At 60.6% G+C, this 20643-nt stretch carries 19 protein-coding genes; 13 read left to right on the forward strand and 6 right to left on the reverse strand.

What is annotated here, in order from left to right:
• Positions 1–18 precede the first annotated feature (18 nt).
• From gspG to ACN9MZ_RS03305, 13 genes are all read left to right on the forward strand, one after another.
• Positions 19–453, forward strand: a complete 435-nt coding sequence (gene gspG, locus ACN9MZ_RS03245; RefSeq protein WP_426167511.1) for a type II secretion system major pseudopilin GspG — start codon at positions 19–21, stop codon at positions 451–453.
• Positions 425–907: a GspH/FimT family pseudopilin gene (locus ACN9MZ_RS03250; RefSeq protein WP_426342859.1), complete on the forward strand. Its 483-nt coding sequence runs from the start codon at positions 425–427 to the stop codon at positions 905–907. The genes gspG and ACN9MZ_RS03250 overlap by 29 nt, the downstream gene beginning before the upstream one ends.
• A 3-nt stretch (positions 908–910) precedes the next feature.
• Positions 911–1273, forward strand: coding sequence for a type II secretion system minor pseudopilin GspI (gene gspI / locus ACN9MZ_RS03255; RefSeq protein ID WP_426167513.1), 363 nt, complete (start codon positions 911–913; stop codon positions 1271–1273).
• Positions 1270–1941: a PulJ/GspJ family protein gene (locus tag ACN9MZ_RS03260; protein WP_426340883.1), complete on the forward strand. Its 672-nt coding sequence runs from the start codon at positions 1270–1272 to the stop codon at positions 1939–1941. The genes gspI and ACN9MZ_RS03260 overlap by 4 nt, the downstream gene beginning before the upstream one ends.
• On the forward strand, positions 1938–2918 hold the full coding sequence (gspK, locus tag ACN9MZ_RS03265; protein WP_426340884.1) for a type II secretion system minor pseudopilin GspK: 981 nt from the start codon (positions 1938–1940) through the stop codon (positions 2916–2918). Before ACN9MZ_RS03260 ends, gspK begins: the two co-directional genes overlap by 4 nt.
• Positions 2919–2937: 19 nt before the next feature.
• The gene (gene gspL / locus ACN9MZ_RS03270) at positions 2938–4170 is read left to right on the forward strand and encodes a type II secretion system protein GspL (RefSeq protein ID WP_426340885.1); all 1233 of its coding nucleotides are present in this window, start codon (positions 2938–2940) and stop codon (positions 4168–4170) included.
• Positions 4170–4688, forward strand: coding sequence for a type II secretion system protein GspM (gene gspM / locus ACN9MZ_RS03275; RefSeq protein ID WP_426340886.1), 519 nt, complete (start codon positions 4170–4172; stop codon positions 4686–4688). The genes gspL and gspM overlap by 1 nt, the downstream gene beginning before the upstream one ends.
• Positions 4685–5458, forward strand: coding sequence for a type II secretion system protein N (locus ACN9MZ_RS03280; RefSeq protein WP_426340887.1), 774 nt, complete (start codon positions 4685–4687; stop codon positions 5456–5458). Before gspM ends, ACN9MZ_RS03280 begins: the two co-directional genes overlap by 4 nt.
• A complete protein-coding gene (gspD, locus tag ACN9MZ_RS03285; RefSeq protein WP_426340888.1) occupies positions 5458–7659 on the forward strand; it encodes a type II secretion system secretin GspD in 2202 nt (733 codons plus the stop codon). Before ACN9MZ_RS03280 ends, gspD begins: the two co-directional genes overlap by 1 nt.
• 9 nt (positions 7660–7668) lie before the next feature.
• Positions 7669–9093, forward strand: coding sequence for a type II secretion system ATPase GspE (gene gspE / locus ACN9MZ_RS03290; protein ID WP_426340889.1), 1425 nt, complete (start codon positions 7669–7671; stop codon positions 9091–9093).
• 3 nt (positions 9094–9096) lie between these two features.
• Complete coding sequence (gene gspF / locus ACN9MZ_RS03295) at positions 9097–10317, forward strand: type II secretion system inner membrane protein GspF (protein WP_426340890.1); 1221 nt, start codon at positions 9097–9099, stop codon at positions 10315–10317.
• 15 nt (positions 10318–10332) lie between these two features.
• Positions 10333–10908 (forward strand): type II secretion system protein N, encoded by a 576-nt coding sequence (locus ACN9MZ_RS03300; RefSeq protein ID WP_426340891.1) that lies wholly within the window; start codon positions 10333–10335, stop codon positions 10906–10908.
• 119 nt (positions 10909–11027) lie between these two features.
• A complete protein-coding gene (locus ACN9MZ_RS03305; RefSeq protein ID WP_426340892.1) occupies positions 11028–13142 on the forward strand; it encodes a patatin-like phospholipase family protein in 2115 nt (704 codons plus the stop codon).
• Positions 13143–13166: 24 nt separating this feature from the next.
• Here ACN9MZ_RS03305 and ACN9MZ_RS03310 read toward each other — a convergent pair whose 3' ends face one another.
• From ACN9MZ_RS03310 to hslV, 6 genes are all read right to left on the reverse strand, one after another.
• Complete coding sequence (locus tag ACN9MZ_RS03310) at positions 13167–15344, reverse strand: DEAD/DEAH box helicase (protein WP_426340893.1); 2178 nt, start codon at positions 15342–15344, stop codon at positions 13167–13169.
• A complete protein-coding gene (locus tag ACN9MZ_RS03315) occupies positions 15337–16983 on the reverse strand; it encodes a dsDNA nuclease domain-containing protein (RefSeq protein WP_426340894.1) in 1647 nt (548 codons plus the stop codon). The genes ACN9MZ_RS03310 and ACN9MZ_RS03315 overlap by 8 nt, the downstream gene beginning before the upstream one ends.
• 469 nt (positions 16984–17452) lie before the next feature.
• A complete protein-coding gene (locus tag ACN9MZ_RS03320) occupies positions 17453–18481 on the reverse strand; it encodes an IS5 family transposase (protein WP_426338225.1) in 1029 nt (342 codons plus the stop codon).
• 30 nt (positions 18482–18511) lie between these two features.
• Positions 18512–18724 carry a hypothetical protein gene (locus ACN9MZ_RS03325; protein WP_426340895.1) on the reverse strand — a complete coding sequence of 71 codons (213 nt, stop codon included), beginning with the start codon at positions 18722–18724 and terminating at the stop codon, positions 18512–18514.
• Positions 18724–20058 carry an ATP-dependent protease ATPase subunit HslU gene (gene hslU / locus ACN9MZ_RS03330; protein ID WP_426340896.1) on the reverse strand — a complete coding sequence of 445 codons (1335 nt, stop codon included), beginning with the start codon at positions 20056–20058 and terminating at the stop codon, positions 18724–18726. The genes ACN9MZ_RS03325 and hslU overlap by 1 nt, the downstream gene beginning before the upstream one ends.
• Positions 20055–20597 carry an ATP-dependent protease subunit HslV gene (hslV, locus tag ACN9MZ_RS03335; RefSeq protein ID WP_426340897.1) on the reverse strand — a complete coding sequence of 181 codons (543 nt, stop codon included), beginning with the start codon at positions 20595–20597 and terminating at the stop codon, positions 20055–20057. Before hslV ends, hslU begins: the two co-directional genes overlap by 4 nt.
• Positions 20598–20643 lie beyond the last annotated feature (46 nt).

The following is a 20643-nucleotide window of genomic DNA, read 5'->3' on the forward strand; positions in this document are numbered from 1 at the left end:
TAATTTTTAATGAATCTTATGCAAAAACCAAGCAAACGCCGCTCCGGCGGCTTCACGCTGATCGAAATCATGGTTGTCGTTGTGATCATGGGCGTGCTGGCGGCACTGGTGCTGCCTAAGGTGCTCGACCGCGTGGGCCAGTCCAAGACTGCCGCTGCCAAGGTCGAAATCTCCACCATCATGCAGGCGCTGAAGATGTACAAGCTGGATAACCAGCGCTACCCGACCACGGAACAGGGCCTGCAAGCCCTGATGGCCAAGCCGACCGCCGGCCCTGCTGCCAATGGCTGGAAAGCGCCGTACCTGGAAAAAATGCCGAAGGACCCTTGGGGCAATCCGTACCAGTTCCTGTCCCCGGGCGTAAAAGGTGAAATCGATGTGTTCTCCTATGGCGCCGACGGCCAGCCAGGCGGCAGCGGCGACGATGCAGATATCGGTTCCTGGGAAATCTAAGCGTTCGGCTGGATTCACGCTGATCGAGCTGCTGGTGGTGCTGGTCATCATCGGCATCACGCTCGGCCTGACCGTGATGAATGTCGCGCCGTCCCAGGCGCAAGCCATGCAAAAGGAGGCGCAACGCATCGCGCTCCTGATGCAGCTGGCGCGCGATGAAGCCATCGTGCGCAACCGGCCGATCGCCTTCGAAGCGGGGCCGGACAGTTACCGCTTCCTGGTGCGTAACGACAAGACCTGGGAAACGCTGCCGCAGGACGACCTGCTGCGCGAACGCCCATTCCAGTTCACCCCGATCACGCTGCTGCTGGACCCGCCGACCAATGTGCCCGGCACCATGCGCATCGTCTTTGGCCGTGAACCGGTAGACCGCCCATTCACGCTGACCATGGCCAGCGGCGATTTGCGCGCCATCATCCGTGCCGACGGCGTCGGCCATTTCACGGTGGACTGAAGAATGCGGCAAAAAGGCTTTACCCTGCTGGAAGTGCTGGTGGCGCTGCTGATCGTCTGCACCGCGCTGGGCGCCGCCTTGCGCGCCATGGGCAGCCTGACCCAGAACAGCGAAGGACTGCGCACCAACATGATGGCCATCTGGTCGGCGGAGAACCGCATGGTGCAGGTGCGCCTGGCCAAGGTATGGCCGGCGCCGGGGAAAACCACCTTCGAGTGTCCGCAGGCCGATTTCAATTTCATTTGTGAAGAAGTGGTGTTCACGCTGCCGAATCCGCGCATGCGCCGCATCGAAGTGAGCGTGTATGAAGCCAGCGCGCCGGAACGGCGCATCACGTCGCTCAACCAACTGGTGCTGCAGGAATGAAGAACGCGCGCGGCTTTACCCTGATCGAACTGCTGGTGGCGATCACCGTGCTGGCCATTGTCGCCGTGCTGGGCTGGCGCGGCCTCGATGGCATCGTGCGTTCGCGCGAACAGCTGACGCAGAACATGGAGCAGACGCGCGGCACCCAACTCACCTTCGCCCAGATGCAAAGCGACCTGGAGCAGATTGCCGACAAGCCCCTGCTGCGCGAGCGCCAGAATCTGCTGGCCGAGAGCAACCGCCTGGTCTTCGTGCGCACCGTCATGGTCGAGAATGCAGCGTCGCAGCTGCAGGTGGTCAGCTACACCATCCGCGAGGGTTTGCTGTCGCGCACCGAGTCGCGCGGCGCGCGCGACCTGATCGAGCTGGACGCCCTGTGGAAGGCCGCCCTGGAACAATCGGGGCCGCAGTCGGCGGTGGGCCTGCAAACCGGCGTTGCCGGCATGGAATTCCGGCTCTGGGAGGGCGGCGGCTGGCGCCAGCCGAATAATTCCACGACGCAGCCTGCCGAGGGAATGAAATGCGCCGATCCCGATCCGAACAAGTGCAAGGACATCAACCCGAAGGCCGGGCCAAAGGCCGAAGGCCCGACCGGGCTTGAAATCTCGCTGCAAATCCAGGGCCAGCCGGCGCCCCTGGTCAAGGTCTTCCAGCTGGGGTCCGTATGAAACGACGCTTCCAGGCCCGCCAGCGCGGTGTAGCTGTTGTTACGGCGCTACTGTTAACCACCCTGGCCGTGACGATCGTGGCCAGCCTTTTCTGGCAGCAGCAGGTGCAGGTGCGCTCGATCGAGAATCAGCGCCTGCATTCCCAGACGCGCTGGATCGTGCGCTCCGGCCTTGATCTGGCTAGGCTTATCCTGCGCCAGGACATGCTCGATAGCCGTACCATGACGCGCGCCGACGGCCTGTGGGCCACGCCGCTGGCGGAAACCCGGCTCGACGACTTCGTCAAGCGCGAAAAGATCGAGGGCGAAACTTTCGACGCGACCATTTCCGGACAGAATTACGACGCACAATCGCGCTACAATCTTGCGAATCTGGCCAGCACGACTGGCGCTGGCGGCATCAACAAGAAACAGGTGGCGGTATTTGCGCGGCTGTTGCAAATCCTGCAGCTTGACCCTGCGCTGGCCAAGGTGGTCGCGATCCAGGTGGCGCGCAGCGAAGGCGCTGGCCTGCTGCAGCAGCCACCCGGCAGCGCGCCCACGCCGGACGTCGAGGCAGTTCCGCCGGGCAGCGGGCAGCCGATGAAGATGCTGCGGGCGGAAGATTTGCTGTCGGTGTCGGGATTTGACCAGAAAGCCATCGACAGGCTGCGTGATTTTGTCGTCGTCCTGCCGGCGGCGACGCCGATCAACGTCAACACGGCGCCGGCGGAAGTGCTGGCGGCCCTGATCAACGGTTCGGTGTCGGAGGGGCAGAACCTGGTGGTGGCGCGCAAGCGTGCTCCCTTCCTCAACGTCAGCAACTTCAAGCAGAACGCCGGCAAGGCGCCGCTGCTGCAGGACAGCGATATGGACTGCCGCAGCGACTATTTCCTGGTGATGAGCCGGGTAAAGCTGGATCGGGCGGAGCTGGTGTCGTGGTCGTTGATCCATCGCGACCAGAATGGCACCCAGGTGGTGTGGATACGGGAAATTTAAGGAATAGGGAAGGCCAGCTTTGACAACACTCTACATTCGGTATCCGGCCCGCGCCGCAGCCGCCGACAACGGCGTGCCGGCCAGCTGCCAGTTCGCGCTGGTGGGCGACGGCGGCAACGTGATGCAGCAAGGCGCCGGCGCGCTGGGCAACCTCGGCGAGCTGGTGTCGTCGGCGCGCCGCGTGGTGCTGCTGCTGGCTGCCGCCGATGTCTCGCTGCTGAAGGTCAAGATGCCGCCGCTGTCGGGCGCGAGGCTGAAGGCCGCCCTGCCCAACCTGGTGGAAGAACAGGTGCTGGGCGATCCGGCCGACTGCGTGCTGGCCCTGGCCCCGGCCAGCGGCGACAGCGACGAGCGCGTGGTGGCAGTCGCCAACCGTGCCTGGCTGGAAGTGCTGGTCAAGGCGCTGGTGGCGCAAGGCGCGCATGGCGTAGCGGCGCTGCCGGTGCAACTGTGCCTGCCGCTGGCGCCGGGCAGCGTGTCGGCCGCCCTCGGCGTGGACGACGCCGGCCTGGAGCTGACCCTGCGCACTGCGCCCAACGAAGGCCTGGGCCTGACGCTGCCGAATGCCGCCGAACCTGCGCTGCACACCCTGCGCGCCCTGGCCGGCGAAGCTCCGCTTACGCTGTACGTGGCGCCGGCCCAGCGCGCGGAATACACCGCTGCGGCAGCCAATGTGCCGGGCATCACGGTTGAAGAAGACAACTGGGTGCACCGCATCGCTGCGGCGAAAGCGGTGCCGTTCGACCTGGCTGCCGGCCTGGGCGCCGTCAGCGGCGCCACCGCCCGTGCCTGGGCGCGCTGGAAATGGCCATACCGCATCGCCGTCGCGGCAGTGCTGGTCAATATCGTCGGCATGAACTGGGAATGGATGCGCCTCAAGCGCGAAGCAGATGCGGTCAGGCAAAACATGGTGCAGGTGTTCCGCGCGGCTTATCCGAACCAGCCGGTCACCGGCGACCCGGCGGCGCAAATGCGCCGCAATATCGCCGTTGCGCGCGCCAGCAGTGGCGGCGGCACGCCTGATGAATTCACCAATATGAGCGCGGTGCTGGGCGAAGCGCTGGCCGTGCTGCCCAATCGCGAGGCGGTGGCAGGCATCGAGTACAAGGAACGCAGCATGACGGTCAAGTTCAAGCCGAACAGCGTCGACGCCAACGCGCTGGCGCAGGTACAGGCCGCGTTGGCCCAGCGCAAGATGAGCGCCACCGAAAGCGGTCCTGGCGTGTGGCTGGTGAAGGCGGGGGGCAAATAATGGCAAAGCTGAACGACGCCATGAACGGCTACCGCGCCGCTGCCGACGCCTGGTGGGCCGCACGCACCGAGCAGGAACAACGGATGCTGTCTGTCGGCGCTATCGTGCTCGCCCTTGGCCTGGTGTGGGGCGTGCTGATCGATCCGGCGCTGAGCGGCCGCGCCAAGCTGCAGAAGGAGCTGCCGCAGTTGAACCAGCAGGTGGCGGAGCTGCAGGCGCTGGCAGGCGAGGCCACCCAGTTGGCGGCCCAGCCGCCGGTGCAGCCGCAGCCCCTGAGCAAGGACGGTGTGGCGGCGCGGCTGCAAGCGGCCGGCCTGGCCACGCAAAACCTGGCAGTTACGGGCGATTACATTAAAGTGGAATTCAAGGGCGTGCCGTTTGCCGGCCTGGTAACCTGGCTCGATGCGATGCGGCGCGAACAGCGCGTGGTGGTGCAGGAAGGCAGTATGACGCAGCAAGGCCCGGCTGGCCAGGTGGACGCCAACCTGACCCTGCGCCAGGAGTCTTCCCCGCAATGAAGCGCGCGGTCTTGTGGTTGCTGGCCATTGTGCTCAGCGCAGGCCTGACGGTGCTGGCTTTCCTGCCCGCGAGCTGGATGGGACAAGTGGTGGAAAGCCAGAGCGGCGGCCGTTTGACCCTGGGCGATGCGCAGGGTACGCTGTGGCGCGGCTCGGCCTTCATCGGCGGCGCCGCCAGCAAGGATGGCGCGGTCACGCCGCTGCTGCCGGGACGCTTCAGCTGGCGCTTGTCGCCGCTGGTCCTGGTCGGCAGCGTCGACGTGGAGCTGCAAAACCCGGACGCCCTGACGCAGCCGGTAACGCTGCGCGGCGGCTGGAACAGCTGGGACGTGAGCCCGGCGGCCCTGATGCTGCCGGCCGACGGCCTGGCGGGCTTGGGCGCGCCATTGAATACGCTGGCACCAAGCGGCCGCATGAAATTGTCCTGGACTTCGCTGCACGTGGCGCGCGAAGGGCAGGCGGTGTCGCTGAACGGGCGCACCACGCTGGAAATGCAGGACATGTCGTCGCGCCTGACGCCGGTGAAGCCCCTGGGCAGCTACCAGCTGGCCTTCGATTGGAAGGGCCAGCAAGCCGCGCTGGCGTTGAATTCGCAACGCGGCCCGCTGCTGTTAAGCGGTGCGGGGAAGTTCGCGCAAGGCCGCCTGGAGTTTTCCGGCCAGGCGGAAGCAGCAGCAGGATTTGAAGACCAGCTTGGTGGCTTGTTAAGCATGCTGGGCCAGCGTAAGCCAAATAGCGTTAAAAACGTCATTGCACTAGAGTTCCGATAATGAAAACACATACTGCAAGCCCAACCCCCTTCCCGGCACTGCGCCGCCTGAGCGCTGCCGCGCTGCTGTGCTGCGCGCTGGTGCCCGCCGCCGCTCCGGTGCCGGCCTGGGCCCAGCCCAATGACGAAGCCGCGCTCAATTTTGTCGGCGCCGACATCGAATCGGTGATCAAGGCCGTTGGCCACTACACCAACATCACCTTCCTGATCGATCCGCGCGTCAAAGGCACGCTGACCCTGGTGTCGGAAAAATCCATCACCAAGTCACAAGCATTCCAGCTGCTGGCCTCCGCGCTGCGCCTGCAAGGCTATGCCATCGTCAGCGGCGACGGCTACGCCAAGGTGGTGCCGGAAGCGGAAGCCAAGCTGCAAGCCTCGCCGACCGTGATCGGCGGCCAGAAAAGCCCGCAGGGCGACCAGATCGTGACCCAGGTGTTCCACCTGAACCACGAGAATTCGGCCAACCTGGTGACCGTGCTGCGCCCCCTGATCACGCCCAACAACACCATCAACGCCAACCCGGGCAACAACACCCTGGTGATCACCGACTACTCGGACAACCTGAAGCGCCTGGCCAAGATCGTGGCCTCGCTCGATGCGCCGTCGTCGGCCGATCTGGACGTGGTGCCGGTGCGCTACGCCATCGCCAGCGACCTGGCGGCCATGATCAACAAGCTGATGGAACCTGGCGCCGGCGGCGACTCCGGCCGCGTCACCCTGGTGCCGGACCCGCGCACCAACTCGCTGGTGGTGCGCGCGCCGTCTGCGGCACGCGCCAACCTGGCCAAGTCACTGATCTCGAAACTGGACCAGCCGACCGCGCAAGCCGGCAATGTGCACGTGGTCTACCTGAAAAACGCCGAAGCGACCAAGCTGGCGGAAACCCTGCGCTCGGTGGTGTCGGGCGATGGCGGCAGCAGCCAGTCCGGCAACAATAGCGGCAGCCTGTCTTCGCTGGGCGGCGCCGGCAGCGGCAACAGCCAGATGGGCCAGTCGGGCCAGGGCTCGTCCTCGCAATCGGGCACTGGCCAGAACGGACCGAGCAATCCTGCGCTGCAAAGTGGCAGCCGCAGCGGCTCGCAGTCCTCGGGCGCCGGCGGTTCGGCAGGCTATATCCAGGCCGACGCCACCACCAACACCCTGATCATCACCGCGCCGGAGGCCGTGTACCGCAACCTGCGCGCCGTGATCGACCAGCTCGACGTGCGCCGTGCACAAGTCTACATCGAGTCCATGATCGTCGAAGTCAACGCAGCCAAGCTGTCCGAATTCGGCGTGCAGTGGGCCGGTTTGCAAAGCGGCGACCGCACCTACCGCGTCGGCGGCGGCACTACCTTCAACAACGTCGGCGGCGCCAACAGCCTGATCAACCTGAACGCCTTTGCCAATAACGTGCAGGGCTCATCGGCGCCAGGTTCCGGCCTGACCTTGGGCATCTTCAAGCAGCTGGCCAACGGCAAGCTGGGCCTGGGAGCGGTGGCGCATGCATTGGGCGCCGACGACGACAGCAATATCCTGTCGACGCCGAACATGGTCACGCTGGATAACGAAGTGGCGACCATCAAGGTCGGCCAGAACGTTCCAATCGTGACCGGCTCGTTCACCACCACCTCGGGCACCAACAATAATCCGTTCCAGACCGTGGATCGCAAGGACATCGGCATTACCCTGAAAGTGCGCCCCCAGATCTCCGAAGGCGGCACCATCAAGCTGGCGATCTATAACGAAAGCTCGAGCATCGACACCAGCGTCACTTCGAGCAGCGGCCTGATCCTCAAGAACCGCACCATTGAAACCAATATCATTGCCGACGACGGCCAGATCCTGGTGCTGGGTGGCCTGATCCAGGACGACTCCAGCGACGGCGTGGAAAAAGTTCCGGTCCTGGGCGACATCCCGCTGATCGGCAACCTGTTCAAGTACCAGAAGCGCAACCGCAAGAAAACCAACCTGATGGTGTTCCTGCGACCGGTCGTGGTGCGCAACCGCGAGCAGGGCATGAGCCTGACTGCGGACCGCTACGATTACATGCGTGCGACGCAGGAAGCGTCGGCGCCGGAGCCGAGCATCGCGGTCAAGAACCTGGGCGCGCCGATGCTGCCGGTCCTGCAGAACGGCCAGCCGGTGGGCAGCGGCCAGCTGGCGCGCCCGATTGCCCCGGCCGCGCCGTCGGTGCCTGAACAGAAGCAACAGCAACAGTAAAAGCGAGCAATGACCAACCTCCTGCCCTATGCCTTTGCACGCGACTTCCTGGTGCTGGCCCAGCCTAGCGCCGAAGCCGAGCACGCGGTCGATGTGATGATGTCGGCCGCCACGCCTGCTTCCGCGATTGCAGAAGTATCGCGCCGCTTCGGCCGCATCAACCTGAAGCACCTGTCGCGCGCCGACCTGGAGGCGGCGATTGCCACCGCCTACGCCAGTGCCAGCGGCGACGCCTCGCAGGTGGCGGAAGAATTTGACGCCGACCTGGACCTGACCAAGCTGCTGCAGGACGTGCCGGCCATCGAAGACTTGCTGGAATCTTCCGACGATGCGCCGGTGATCCGCATGATCAATGCGCTGCTGACGCAAGCCCTGCGCGATGGCGCTTCGGATATCCACATTGAACCGTTCGAGCAAACCTCGGTGGTGCGCTTCCGCGTCGACGGCGCGCTGCGCGACATCGTGCGCCCGCGCAAGGCGATCCACGGCTCGCTGATCTCGCGTATCAAGATCATGGCGCAGCTTGACATCGCCGAAAAGCGCTTGCCGCAGGACGGCCGCATCACCTTGCGCGTGGGCGGCAAGCCGGTCGACGTGCGCGTCTCCACGCTACCGACCGGCCACGGCGAACGCGCCGTGCTGCGCCTGCTGGACAAGGAAGCGGGCCGCCTCGACCTGTCCCACCTCGGCATGAGCGAGAAGATGATGGGGCAGTTCAACAGCCTGATCAACCAGCCGCACGGTATCGTGCTGGTCACCGGCCCGACCGGTTCCGGCAAGACCACCACGCTGTACGCCGCGCTGTCCATGCTGAACAACACCTCCACCAACATCATGACGGTGGAAGACCCGGTCGAATACGACCTGCACGGCGTGGGCCAGACCCAGGTCAACGCCCGCATCGACATGACTTTTGCCAAGGCCCTGCGCGCCATCCTGCGCCAGGACCCGGACGTGATCATGATCGGCGAGATTCGCGACCTGGAAACCGCGCAGATCGCGGTGCAGGCTTCGCTGACCGGCCACCTGGTGCTGGCGACGCTGCACACCAACGACGCCGCTGCCGCAGTGACCCGCTTGCTGGACATGGGTATCGAGCCGTTCCTGCTGTCTTCGTCCCTGCTTGGCGTGCTGGCGCAGCGCCTGGTGCGCAAGCTGTGCCCGAGCTGCAAGAGCTTCGACGGCACGCAATGGAAGGCCGTCGGCTGCGAACACTGCGGCAATACCGGCTACCAGGGCCGCGTCGGCATCTACGAGCTGCTGCAGACGGACGAACATATCCGCGCCCAGATCCACGACCGCACATCGGAAGCGGAGATCCGCGCCACCGCGCAGCAGCAAGGCGGCATGATCACCATGCGCGAAGACGGCGAGCGCTGGCTGCAGCAGGGCGTCACCACGCCGGCTGAATTGCTGCGCGTGACGAAGGACTAAGCGATGCCGGCCTTCCGTTATGAAGCCGTCGATGCGGCAGGCGCCAGCAAGAAGGGCGTGGTCAATGCCGACAGCGCCCGATCGGCGCGCGCCGATCTGCGCTCGCAGGGCCTGGTGCCGATCAAGGTCGACGCCATTGCGGCCCAAGTGGATGCCAGCGGCGCCACTTCCCGCCGCGGCTTCGGCGAAAAGCTCAGCACCACCGAACTGGCGCTGTTCACGCGCCAGCTGGCCAGCCTGCTGGAAGCGGGCCTGCCGCTGGAGCAAGCCTTCACCGCATTGCTGGAGCAGGCCGAGCGCCCTTACATGCGCGACCTGGTGGCGTCGATCCGCTCGGAAGTGATGGGCGGTTCTTCGCTGTCGGACGTGCTGTCGCGCCATCCGCGCGACTTCCAGGAAATTTACCGCGCACTGGTGGCTTCCGGCGAACAGATCGGCCAGTTGTCGCGCGTGCTGTCGCGCCTTGCCGATTACATCGAACGCCGCAACGCGCTGGTGCAGAAGGTCAAGCTGGCCTTTACCTACCCGGCCATCGTGACCGTGGTGGCTTTCCTGATCGTGATCTTCCTGCTCACCTATGTGGTGCCGCAGATCGTGTCGGTATTCGCCAACACCAAGCAAAAGCTTCCGCTGCTGACCGTGATCATGCTAGCCATTTCGGACTTCGTGCGCAGCTATGGTTTTTCCGTGCTGGGCATCCTGGTTGCCGGCGGCTTCGTGGTGCGGCGCATGCTGCAGGACCCCGACATCAAGCTGCGCTGGCACACCTGGCTGCTGACGGCGCCGCTGTACGGCAAGTTCGAACGCAGCCTGAACACCTCGCGCTTCGCCAGCACGCTGGCGATTACCACCGGCTCCGGCGTGCCTATCCTGCGCGCATTGGAAACCAGCCGCGACACGCTGTCCAATGTGGCCATGCGCCAGCTGGTCGAGCAGGCCAGCGACTCGGTGCGCGAGGGCGCCAGCCTGGCGCGTTCGCTGTCGGCGCAAAAACACTTCCCGCCGATGCTGATCCACATGATCCGTGCCGGCGAAATCACCGGCGAACTGCCCGCCATGCTGGACCGCGCCGCCAGCGCACAGGAATCGGACCTGGAGCGCCGCACGCTGACCATCGCCGGCCTGCTGGAACCGATGCTGATCCTGGCGATGGGCGTGGTGGTGCTGCTGATCGTGCTGGCCGTGCTGATGCCGATCATCGAAATCAACCAGCTCGTGCGCTGAACCTGGAGAATTGAATTGAAACGTTTGCCTTTGATCTGCAGTGTGGCCGCCGTCGCGTTGCTGTCTGCCTCGCTGGCCTATTGGGGCATGCAGCTATTCAAGCCCAAGCAGCGCCCGATTGCGGCGGTGCCGGTGGCCCAGATGCCGGAAGCGAACATGGACGCGGCGCGCGGGCTGTTTGGCGGGAACACTGCGGTGGCTGTGGTGAGCAACTACCAGTTGCGCGGTGTGGTGGCCGATACGCGTGGCCACGGCAGCGTGGCGATCATTTCGGCTGACGGGCAGCCGGCCAAGGCCTTCCCGGTCGGTTCCGAAGTGTCGCCCGGCGTCAGCGTCAAGGACGTGCAGCCGCGCCATGTGATCCTGATGGAAGGCGGCGTGCAGAAGCGCCTTGACCTGATGAGCGACCAGGGCGTGAGTTCGACCGGTGGTATCGTCGGGCCAGCAGGCATGGGCGGGCCGCAGGAGCCTCCGCCAGTCCCCCTGCCGCAGCCGGCCACGCCAATGGCGCCGCCGCCAGTGCAGATGGCACCGGCGCAGCCGCCAACCATGTCGGCGCAACCGACCGGTGGAGCGCCGCAAGCGCGATGAAGCGCTGTATATTCCTCCTTGCTTTATGCGCGGGCCTCGCTTGCGCAGACGAAAACCAGCAAAGCAGTGTCAGACCAACAGGGTCTGACACCGGGGTGCCGGTTCCCAAGCGCCCCCGGGTGGCTCTGGTACTGAGCGGCGGTGGAGCCCGCGGCTTCGCCCACGTCGGCGTCCTGCGCGCCCTGCAGCAAATGCGCATCCCGGTCGACATCGTGGTCGGCACCTCGATGGGCAGCGTCATCGGCGGCGCCTGGGCCGCCGGCGCCTCGCTGAAAGACCTGGAAACCATGGCCGCCACCACCGACTGGGACAGCGTGGTAGCCGACCGCCCCGCACGCGACCAACTGCATTTCCGCCGCCGCGACGAAGACATCCAGATCCCGTCGCGCATCGAATTCGGCATTACGCGCCATGGCGTGCTGGGGCCGCCCGGCGCCGCCAGCAATGCCGCGCTGGAAATGGCCCTGCAACGCCTGCTGCCGCGCGGCACGCGCGACCTGCCGGTCAGCCAGTTGCCGCTGCCGTTCCGCTCGGTCGCCTCCGACCTGCTGACCGGCGAACTGGTCGTCCTCGACAACACGCCGCTGTTCCAGACCATCCGCGCCTCGCTGGCCGTGCCGGGCGTGTTCGCGCCGGTGCGCATCAAGAACCACCTGGTGGTCGATGGCGGCCTGGTGCGCAACCTGCCGGTCGACATGGCGCGCGCCATGGGCGCCGACATCGTCATCGCGGTCAACGTCGGCACCACGCTGGCGCCGGAAAAGGAATTGGGCAGCGCGCTGGGCGTCGCCAACCAGATGCTGCAGATCCTGACCGAACAGAATGTTCAGCGCTCGCTGAGCGAGTTACGCAAGGACGATATCCTGATCGCCCCCAAGCTGGATGGCATCACCTTCCTCGATTTTTCCACCTGGGAGAAAGCCATGGCCGCCGGCGAAGCGGCCGCGCGCGAGCTGGAGCCGCGCCTGGCTGCGCTGGCGCTGCCGGAACGCGAGTACGTCAGCATGGAAAGCTTGCGCCTGGCGACGCCGGCCGACTCGGACCGTCCCGTCAAGCTGGCCAAAGTACAGGTCCAGGGCGCACGTGAAGTGAATCCCGAAGTGCTGGAAAAACAGTCCGGCCTGGTGATCGGCCAGCCGACCACGCGCGAGCAGGTGCGCCAGGCCGCCGTTGCGCTGTACGGCCGCGGCGACATGGCGCGCGTGGAAACCGATATCGACGACGTGGATGGCGAACGCACTGTCACCATCCGCGCCACGGAAGCCGAATGGGCGCGCAGCCGCATGCGCGTCGGCCTCGAGCTGGCCAGCGACTTCCGCGACTCGAACAATTTCGCCATCAAGGTGATGCACGTGTTCTCCGCGCTCAATCGCTGGGGCGGCGAGTTGCGTACCGAAGGACGCCTGGGCAATGAACGCGGCCTCGGCATCCAGTGGTGGCAGCCGTTGGGCGCGGGCTCGCAATGGTTTGTGATGCCGTCGGCGCAAGTTGGCAGGATTGCCGGCGATATCTTCCAGAAGGAGCGGCGCATGGCGCGCGTTGCCTACAGCACGCGCGCCGCGTCATTTGCGCTGGGGCGGCAGTTCGGCAACTGGGGCGAGCTGTCGGTCGGCGTCACGCGCCAGGCCAACTCGGTGCGTCCGCTGATTCCGCAAGACCCGGCGATTCCCGTGAACCGCGTGTACGACAGCAAGACTTTCGCCCGCTTCCGCGTCGATACGCTCGACTCCCTGGCCTTCCCGACACGCGGTACCCTGATCACCATCGGCCGCGAGCAAACGCCGGGCAGCGGCAAGAGCGTGGGCACCGGCGGCGTCAACTGGGGCGCGACTGCGCTGCAGGCTTTCGAGTGGAACGACTGGGCCGGCCATGTATCGGCGGAGTGGGCCAAGGCGCAAGCCGGCGCTTCCCCGGTAACCCTGGGTGGCTTCCTGCGCCTGTCTGGCACGCCGGCCGATTCGATCCAGGAACCGACCATTTTGCTGGGCCGCCTGGTGCTGGCGCGCCGCATTGCAGCGTTGCCGAGTGCGTTCGGCGGCACCATGCGTGCCGGCTTCTCGCTTGAGACCGGCGGTGGCTTTGACCGCGGGACCAGCGCGACAGGCCGTGCGCTGAAGCAGGCCGGGAGTGCATTCCTGTCGGTGGAAACCCGCTTCGGCCCCTTGTTCCTTGGCGCCGGCGCCACGCGCGACGGTGAACAAACCCTTTACCTTTTCCTTGGCCCCATCTGGTAATACTCTAAATCATTCGCTTCGAAATCAAAGCGAAGTCTCGTCGGCTATTTTCACTAATGCGCGTTCAAAGAACCTTTTATCCAGCCGGGTTAAATTCCGAATTTTATTAAAATGCGAGCGCAAGTATCTTATCAATACATTTAATTCAGCGCCCGCTAGTCGCTCGTCGGCAATCTTTGCAAGGGTCTGCACCGGAATTCCCATCTCTTCTAAAGCAGAAAGTGCGCCGGGGAGATGGCTATTTTCAAATTTTCCGATAATGAATCCGAAATCTGCTGCACCATCTAACTTGCGTGAGTCGATTACCCAGTTGAGTATATCCTGCAGCATATACATCGAGCGGGGAATAGCGAATTCAAATACGCTTCGAATAATTTTTAGATCGCGGTCAAGCGCCTCAGTTCGTTTGGCTGGGTCGTCGAATTTCGTATTGTTCCAAGCTATGGCCGAGTCTAAGTACTCTTGGTAACTCGACGCAAAAAGGTAATTGGAGACCTTGACTTTTAAATCTGATTCTTGGCCCGCGAGGTTTAATAGTTGCAATGATCTATGTTCTGCAATTCGAAGCACCGCGCATATGGCACTCAGATGGTCTGCATTGGGGCGCTTTGCGATCAGCTTTCTTAGTTCAAACGAAGGCATCTTGTTTAAGTATTCGTAAGTTCGCTCGAGAACTTCTAACTTATAAGTGGCATGCTTTCGCAAAAGAGGAATTGGAATCGGACTCGAGGAAAGATATTCCTTCAGCCTTGGAGCGACATCGTCCTGAACATGGGCCTCATCTATAGCAGCGAGTAGATTCAGCGGACTGGACTGTGTTTGCAATCCTAACGGTATTTCTACTATTTTACTTTCTACAGTCTCCGTAGGTAGCCGTTCCAGGCAATGAACGTTGCCTACAAAGTGAATATTCATTCGGCCCGCTCGGCCTTTGATATTGTTATGGGTAAACCGATCGACGGAACTTGTGCCATTTCGATTGTCAAAAATCACGACGGTTTCAGCATTCGTATTGACGCCTTCAATGATCGTAGAGGTGCAGATTAGGATAGATATTCTCTTTGCGTTAAAGAGGTCAACTGTGTATTGTTGAATTGCACGAGGAAGCGCACCGTGGTGAATTCCTATTCCCGAAGTAATGGCCTGGTAGTAGGCCCAGTCATCGCTGTAATGAGCTTTAACCCATTCAGAGTAATCAGATTTTGAGTGCTTCCCTAAGCCTGCTCGAATGAGCTCGCTGGCTATGCTCGCAGCAGTGTTTGGCGAGCGGCAGTAAATAATTGTTTGCTGAGATATTGAATTCGAGTTCGATAGAATATTTTTAGTGGTTTCGATCTTCTCTTCCCAGCTGTTAGCGCCAATATTGTACTCAGTAACATTTACAGATACTGTGTTAAAACTTGCTGGAATGAATACGTAGTTCTTGCCGAATTTGTTTAATCCTCGAACTTCATCGATACTGGGACCGATGAGATAAAATTGTTTGCTAACCAGCAATAGCTTGCTTAAGCAAATATTGAGTGCGACAGTTCTACTATCCGGCTCTTCTTTTTGGAAGGACAGCTTATAGAACTCATCTATAACAAACAGATCAATTAGCTCAATATCGTTCCGTTCGTTAACTCGTTCTTGAGTAAGAATGAATATTGTTGATTTTTTGGGATTCGATTTTTGAGAACTGTGCGTGATGATGTCGTATTTTCCGGAAAAGCGTTTTGTAATTCTTCGGCGCGTTTCATCAATTAGCGCGATCGTTGGCACAACTATAACAACGCGTTTATAGTTGCTCGCCGCAAGCAGCGAATCTACGATCGCACTTTTTCCCATGCTGGTCGGAGCACTCAGAACTATATTCTGTCCATCATTAAGCAAATTTATTATCTTTAATTGCAGAGAGTGATAGACGAATCTTGGTAAGTGCTCAGATCGATAGATGTCGAGTGCATACTCTTCGTCGATAGAGTGATCGTGAAATTCACTTTGAAGATAAGGAAACAACCCTGCTTTTCGTACTAGCATTTTTAATATGCTAATCGAATCTCCAAATTTCTGCTTTCGGTCTAAAGCCCGAATGACAAGATCTCGGCCTTGAGTCTCGTACATCGGGTTGGACAAAAATTCATTTGCGACTTTCAGATACTCAAAGGGGTCAAAAAGATCGTTGTTAAGCAGTGAAACGGTAGTGGAATATCGATTAAGCATATTTTGCCGCTTTCAGTTCGTCTTCAACAGATTTTTTCAGCGATTCTAAGCAAGGGTTTGGAAAGAGGTAGACATGAAACCTTATTTCTGCGAAAAAGCCATTGTTGCGTATTAGCTCGGTGGCTATTCTCTCAAAATGGTTCTTCGCTTCTTCAATATATTTATCTGTCCCCATGCCAGGCCTTTGCTCTAATGGCATAGTTTCGGTCGAATACCCTAAGAAAATGACAAACTGAAAGCGGTCAATGTGATCGTCGAATGAGTTGCCAGCACGTAAGAGATCATTAATGTTATGAGGAATGAGATAGGTGTCCTCCTTTACATCCAGAATTAATTTTCGGTGATCACCCAAATCATGCTCGATCAAAGATTGAACTTTTGCGACAAGAGCGTTTATTGTCTCTTCAATTTTGTCGGACCTACAGAACTGGCTGATCCCCAACCATAATTCATCGCCGGTTGTTTTCCGAACGATGTGAATATTTTCGAACTGAGGTTTTGGCGCCGTACGCCCCCCGATATATAAGGATGCCGGAATCGGATCGCTATTGACATCCTGCCTAATTGTTGAGTGCATGAGTACCTTTCCAGTAAGCTCAAGCATGCTTTCAATTGAGCTAAGGCGACTTGTCATGGAGCGGAAGTTCTTCAATAAACTAGCACTCGAGGTATCTGCAAGCTCGCTAGGCCTCAATAAAATCTCTGGTAACCACTCTACTACGGCTTGAGCAATGAATTGATAGCGGTATTTTCCAAGTTGGTATCCTTGACTTAAGCCAGCTCCCTGCCTTTTTCCCTCTGGCTTAAAGTCGATGAATTTTATAAGAGCAGGCGATGATGTCGCACTGCGCGACGCGTACACTTTAGTGAAATTTGATGTATTTAAACCAATTGCTACCAACTCTTGATCGAACCACGCGATAAAATCCTCGCGTTTATATGTTTTTTGGTCTGCCGTAAAAATTTTTCGTGACAGGGCACTCTTTTTTGTAAGAGTGGTCAATATTGCATTAAGTATCGTTGATACACCGCGGTCGGGATCAAGAGCATACTTACGATCAAACGCTGCTTGGCTAATTTCGCGTTTTGCTCTCAGCTCGAGTATTTCAAGAGAGGGCACAACTTCCCACCAACATTTGTCTACCCATCCGCTAACGTCTAGCCCGCTTAATGTGGTGAAATTATTGAGTTTGCTCGATATGGAGCTGATCAGTTCTGCGCGGTTTGTGGTGTCGTTGCGAGAACTTATGTCGGTTTTGAGGTATACGAGTTCATTACGGACATCTCGAGCGCTTAGCAATCTGAATCGGAAACCTCGAGCTGCGCCAACAGATGTCAGCATTGACTTTTGAATGATCGAATCGTTGAGCGGAGGGGGCCGCGGTTTTCCTCGTGGTTTCGGAAACTTTGTAAAATCGCAGACTTCCGTGAGGGACCATTTGCGGTCATTGTCAGTCGTCTTGACCTGCACAAACTCGTCGTAAGAGTCAAACATCAGGTCAATATCATCCGTCACCTCGCATCGAACAGCTCTTAGGCTATGATCGCGAAGCATTTGCACTACATAGAAAGCTGCGGCGTAGTCTTGGTATTGAAAACCAGCCTTTGCAGCAACACCACCCGCATCAGTAGATGCCATGTCCATAGTGCTCAGAGCCTCAAATAGTTATCTAAAAACCAATTTTATTGGCATTTTGAATTTATTTTAGCTGTGGAAACTATGTGACTGCAATCGGTAATTACCGAAAAGCACAAAACGAAGTGAAATTCGTAAGATGAAAATAACTTGCGAAAAGATAGTAATTGCAGAGACTACTTGAAGGTTGGCATTCTAAAAAGCAGCTCAGTAATAGAGTAGGCCAATCCGTAACCGTAAAGTGAGGAGGTGCTGAGGAATTTGACACACTTGCGATTGTTAAAGACTTCGCGAAGTCTAATGGGTATCGTCGCCGCCAAGCTTCTTGGGAACCTCGATTTACTGGCAGTTTGAGCGGTGACACCGAAAAAATAGCTGCCTACAAAGCGGCCGCGCCACGATCGCCGCCATTTTCATGGCCATTTTTCTGTCCGAATCCGCCTTTTGGGACGGTTCGGACGGACCTCGGGCGTCAAAACGCCGAAATCTTCGCCTCCTTCAGGTAACAAAGGCGACGCAGGTTGTACGCGGCGGCCTTCCAGTTCAGTTGCAGCGTGGCGCGTGCCAGACCGATCGAGCGCAGCATCTTGCCGCCCAGCTGCGCCATGCCGGCAAAGACATGCTCGACGCGGGCGCGCGGGCTGGCGATGCGCCGGTTGCGGCGCTGCTGAGCCTCGGACAGCGGTTTGTCCTTGTTGCCTTTGCGCTGGATGTGCATGCGGTAGCCCTCACCGGTAAGCCGCTCTTCGCGCTTGTGATTGACGTAGCCTTTGTCGGCATAGATATCCCGGCTGGTATTGGCCGGATCGAGCACGTCTTCAAAATGCAGCGTGTCGTGCTCGCTGGCGGTGCTGATCTTGATTTTTCGGATCAGCTTGCAACGCTTGTCCACGTTCGCCGACAGCTTGTAGCCGAAATAGGATTTGCCGTGCTTTTTGGTCCAGCGCGCATCCAGGTCTTTCTGACGTCGCTTCGGCGGCGACCAGTCGGCTGGCATGGCGTTCTGGTCCACGACGAGGGATTTTTCTTCCTTGTTCAGCGATTGTTTCGGCGCCTGGACGATGGAGGCGTCAATCATCTGGCCGCCTCGGGCGATGTAGCCATGCCGGGCCAGTTGCCGGTTGACGGCGTCGAACACGCTTTCGCTGGCGCCGGCCTTGATCAGGCGCTCTTTGAAAGTCCAGATCGTGGTGCGATCGGGGATCTGGCTGGAGTCGCGCAGGCCGGCGAAGCGCTGGAAACTGAGCCGGTCAAGCAACTGGAATTCCATCTGCTCGTCCGAGAGGTTGAACAGGTGCTGGATCAACAGAATCCGCACCATCACCTCGGTAGGAAACGGTGGTCGTCCGCCGCGCTCGCGGCCGGGCCGTGGCGCTGCTTCATCGACTGCGTCGGCCAGCGCCGCGAAGTCGACATGCCGCTCCAGTACTTGCAGCGCGTCGCCCAGCTTCGTCAGCTTGGCTTCGCGCTCCTGAGCGGCAAACAGGTTGGGTTTCATCATGGCAGTGTCGTCAAGTTTGATGCGCTGACATCATGCCATGGCTGAGGTAGTTTTTCGAGGTACCCTCTTGTCGATCAGCTTCTTGGCGGCCTGGCGCTCGGCTGTTGTGCGGTTCTTGTCGTGCGGTCCCGCAGCGCGCGCCTTGGCAAGCGCCGCAATCGGATTGCGGGGCTTGCCAAAGTGTTGCGAGGGCTCGACGCGGATCCGCATCTTCTGCCGTGTCGCCAGCTGCTTGTTAGCCATTACAGTACATAGCGCGACAAATCTTCGTTGACGGCCAGCGCATCCAGCCGCTGGTTCACATAGGCTGCATCAATGATGAGGTTCTTGTCGCTGGTTTCGGTCGCCGTGTAGGAGATCTCTTCCAGCAGCTTTTCCATCACCGTGTACAGGCGGCGCGCGCCGATGTTTTCGGTGCGCTCGTTGACCTGGAAGGCAATCTCCGCCAGGCGGTGGATGCCGTCCGGCGCGAACTCCAGCTGCACGCCTTCGGTCGCCAGCAAGGCCTGGTACTGCTTGGTCAGGCAGGCGTCGGTACTGGTCAGGATACGCTCGAAGTCCGCGATCGACAACGACTCGAGCTCGACGCGGATCGGGAAGCGGCCCTGCAGCTCGGGGATCAGGTCCGACGGTTTTGCCAGGTGGAAGGCGCCGGACGCGATGAACAGGATGTGGTCGGTGCGCACCATGCCGTACTTGGTGTTGACGGTGGTGCCTTCCACCAGCGGCAGCAGGTCACGCTGCACGCCGGCGCGCGAGACGTCGGCGCCGCCCACTTCCGAGCGCGTAGCGATCTTGTCCACCTCGTCCAGGAACACGATGCCGTTCTGCTCCACGTTGGTGAGCGCCTTCTTTTTCATCTCGTCTTCGTTGACCAGCTTGGCCGCTTCCTCGTCCAGCAGGAACTTCATGGCTTCCTTGATCTTGATCTTGCGCGCCTTCTTGCGGCCGCCGCCCATGCCGGAGAACATGGACTTGATCTGCTCCGTCATTTCCTCCATGCCGGGCGGCGCCATGATCTCCATGGTCGGGTTCTGCTCGGCCAGCTCGATTTCGATTTCCTTGTCATCGAGCTCGCCCTGGCGCAGGCGCTTGCGGAAGGTCTGGCGGGTGGCGTCGTCGGGACGCGGCTCGGCCGAAGCGTTGGCGAAGCCGAAGTCGCGCGGCGGCGGCAGCAGGATGTCGAGGATGCGGTCTTCCGCCGCGTCTTCGGCACGGGCGCGCACCTTGGCCATTTCCGACTGGCGGGTCTGCTTCACGCCGATGTCGATCAAGTCGCGGATGATGGTGTCGACGTCGCGGCCCACATAGCCGACTTCGGTGAACTTGGTCGCTTCCACCTTGATGAAGGGCGCGTCGGCCAGCTTGGCCAGGCGGCGTGCGATCTCGGTCTTGCCGACGCCGGTCGGGCCGATCATCAGGATGTTCTTCGGGGTGATTTCATGGCGCAGCGGTTCTTCCACCTGCTGGCGGCGCCAGCGGTTGCGCAGCGCAATGGCGACGGCCTTCTTGGCCTTGCCCTGGCCGACCACATGCTTGTCGAGTTCGCCGACGATTTCTTGAGGGGTCATGTTCATGCTTGGTCCAGGGTCTCGATGATGTGGTTCAGGTTGGTGTAGATGCACAGCTCGCCGGCAATGGTGAGCGACTTCTTCACGACTTCACTTGGGGACATGTCGGTGTTCTCGATCAGGGCCTTGGCGGCCGACTGGGCATAGCTGCCGCCGGAGCCGATGGCGCCGATGCCGCCTTCCGGTTCCAGCACGTCGCCGTTACCGGTGATCACCAGGGTGGCATCCTTGTCGGCCACCAGCAGCATGGCTTCCAGGCGGCGCAAGACGCGGTCGGTGCGCCAGTCCTTGGCCATCTCGACCGAGGCGCGCAGCAGGTTGCCCTGGTGTTTTTCCAGCTTGGCTTCGAAGCGCTCGAGCAGGGTGAAGGCGTCGGCGGTGCCGCCGGCAAAGCCGCACAGCACCTTGTTCTGGTACAGCTTGCGCACCTTGCGCGCCGTGCCCTTCATGACGATATTGCCAAGCGTGACCTGGCCATCGCCGCCGATCGCGACATCGTTGCCGCGACGCACGCACAGGATGGTAGTGCCGTGAAATTGTTCCATGTTAATACCTTTGTTGGGGATTAACGCGGTACTTTGGGGCCGAAGC

It is taken from the genome of Pseudoduganella sp. S-14, from assembly GCF_049913285.1.
Lineage (GTDB): Bacteria > Pseudomonadota > Gammaproteobacteria > Burkholderiales > Burkholderiaceae_D > Rugamonas.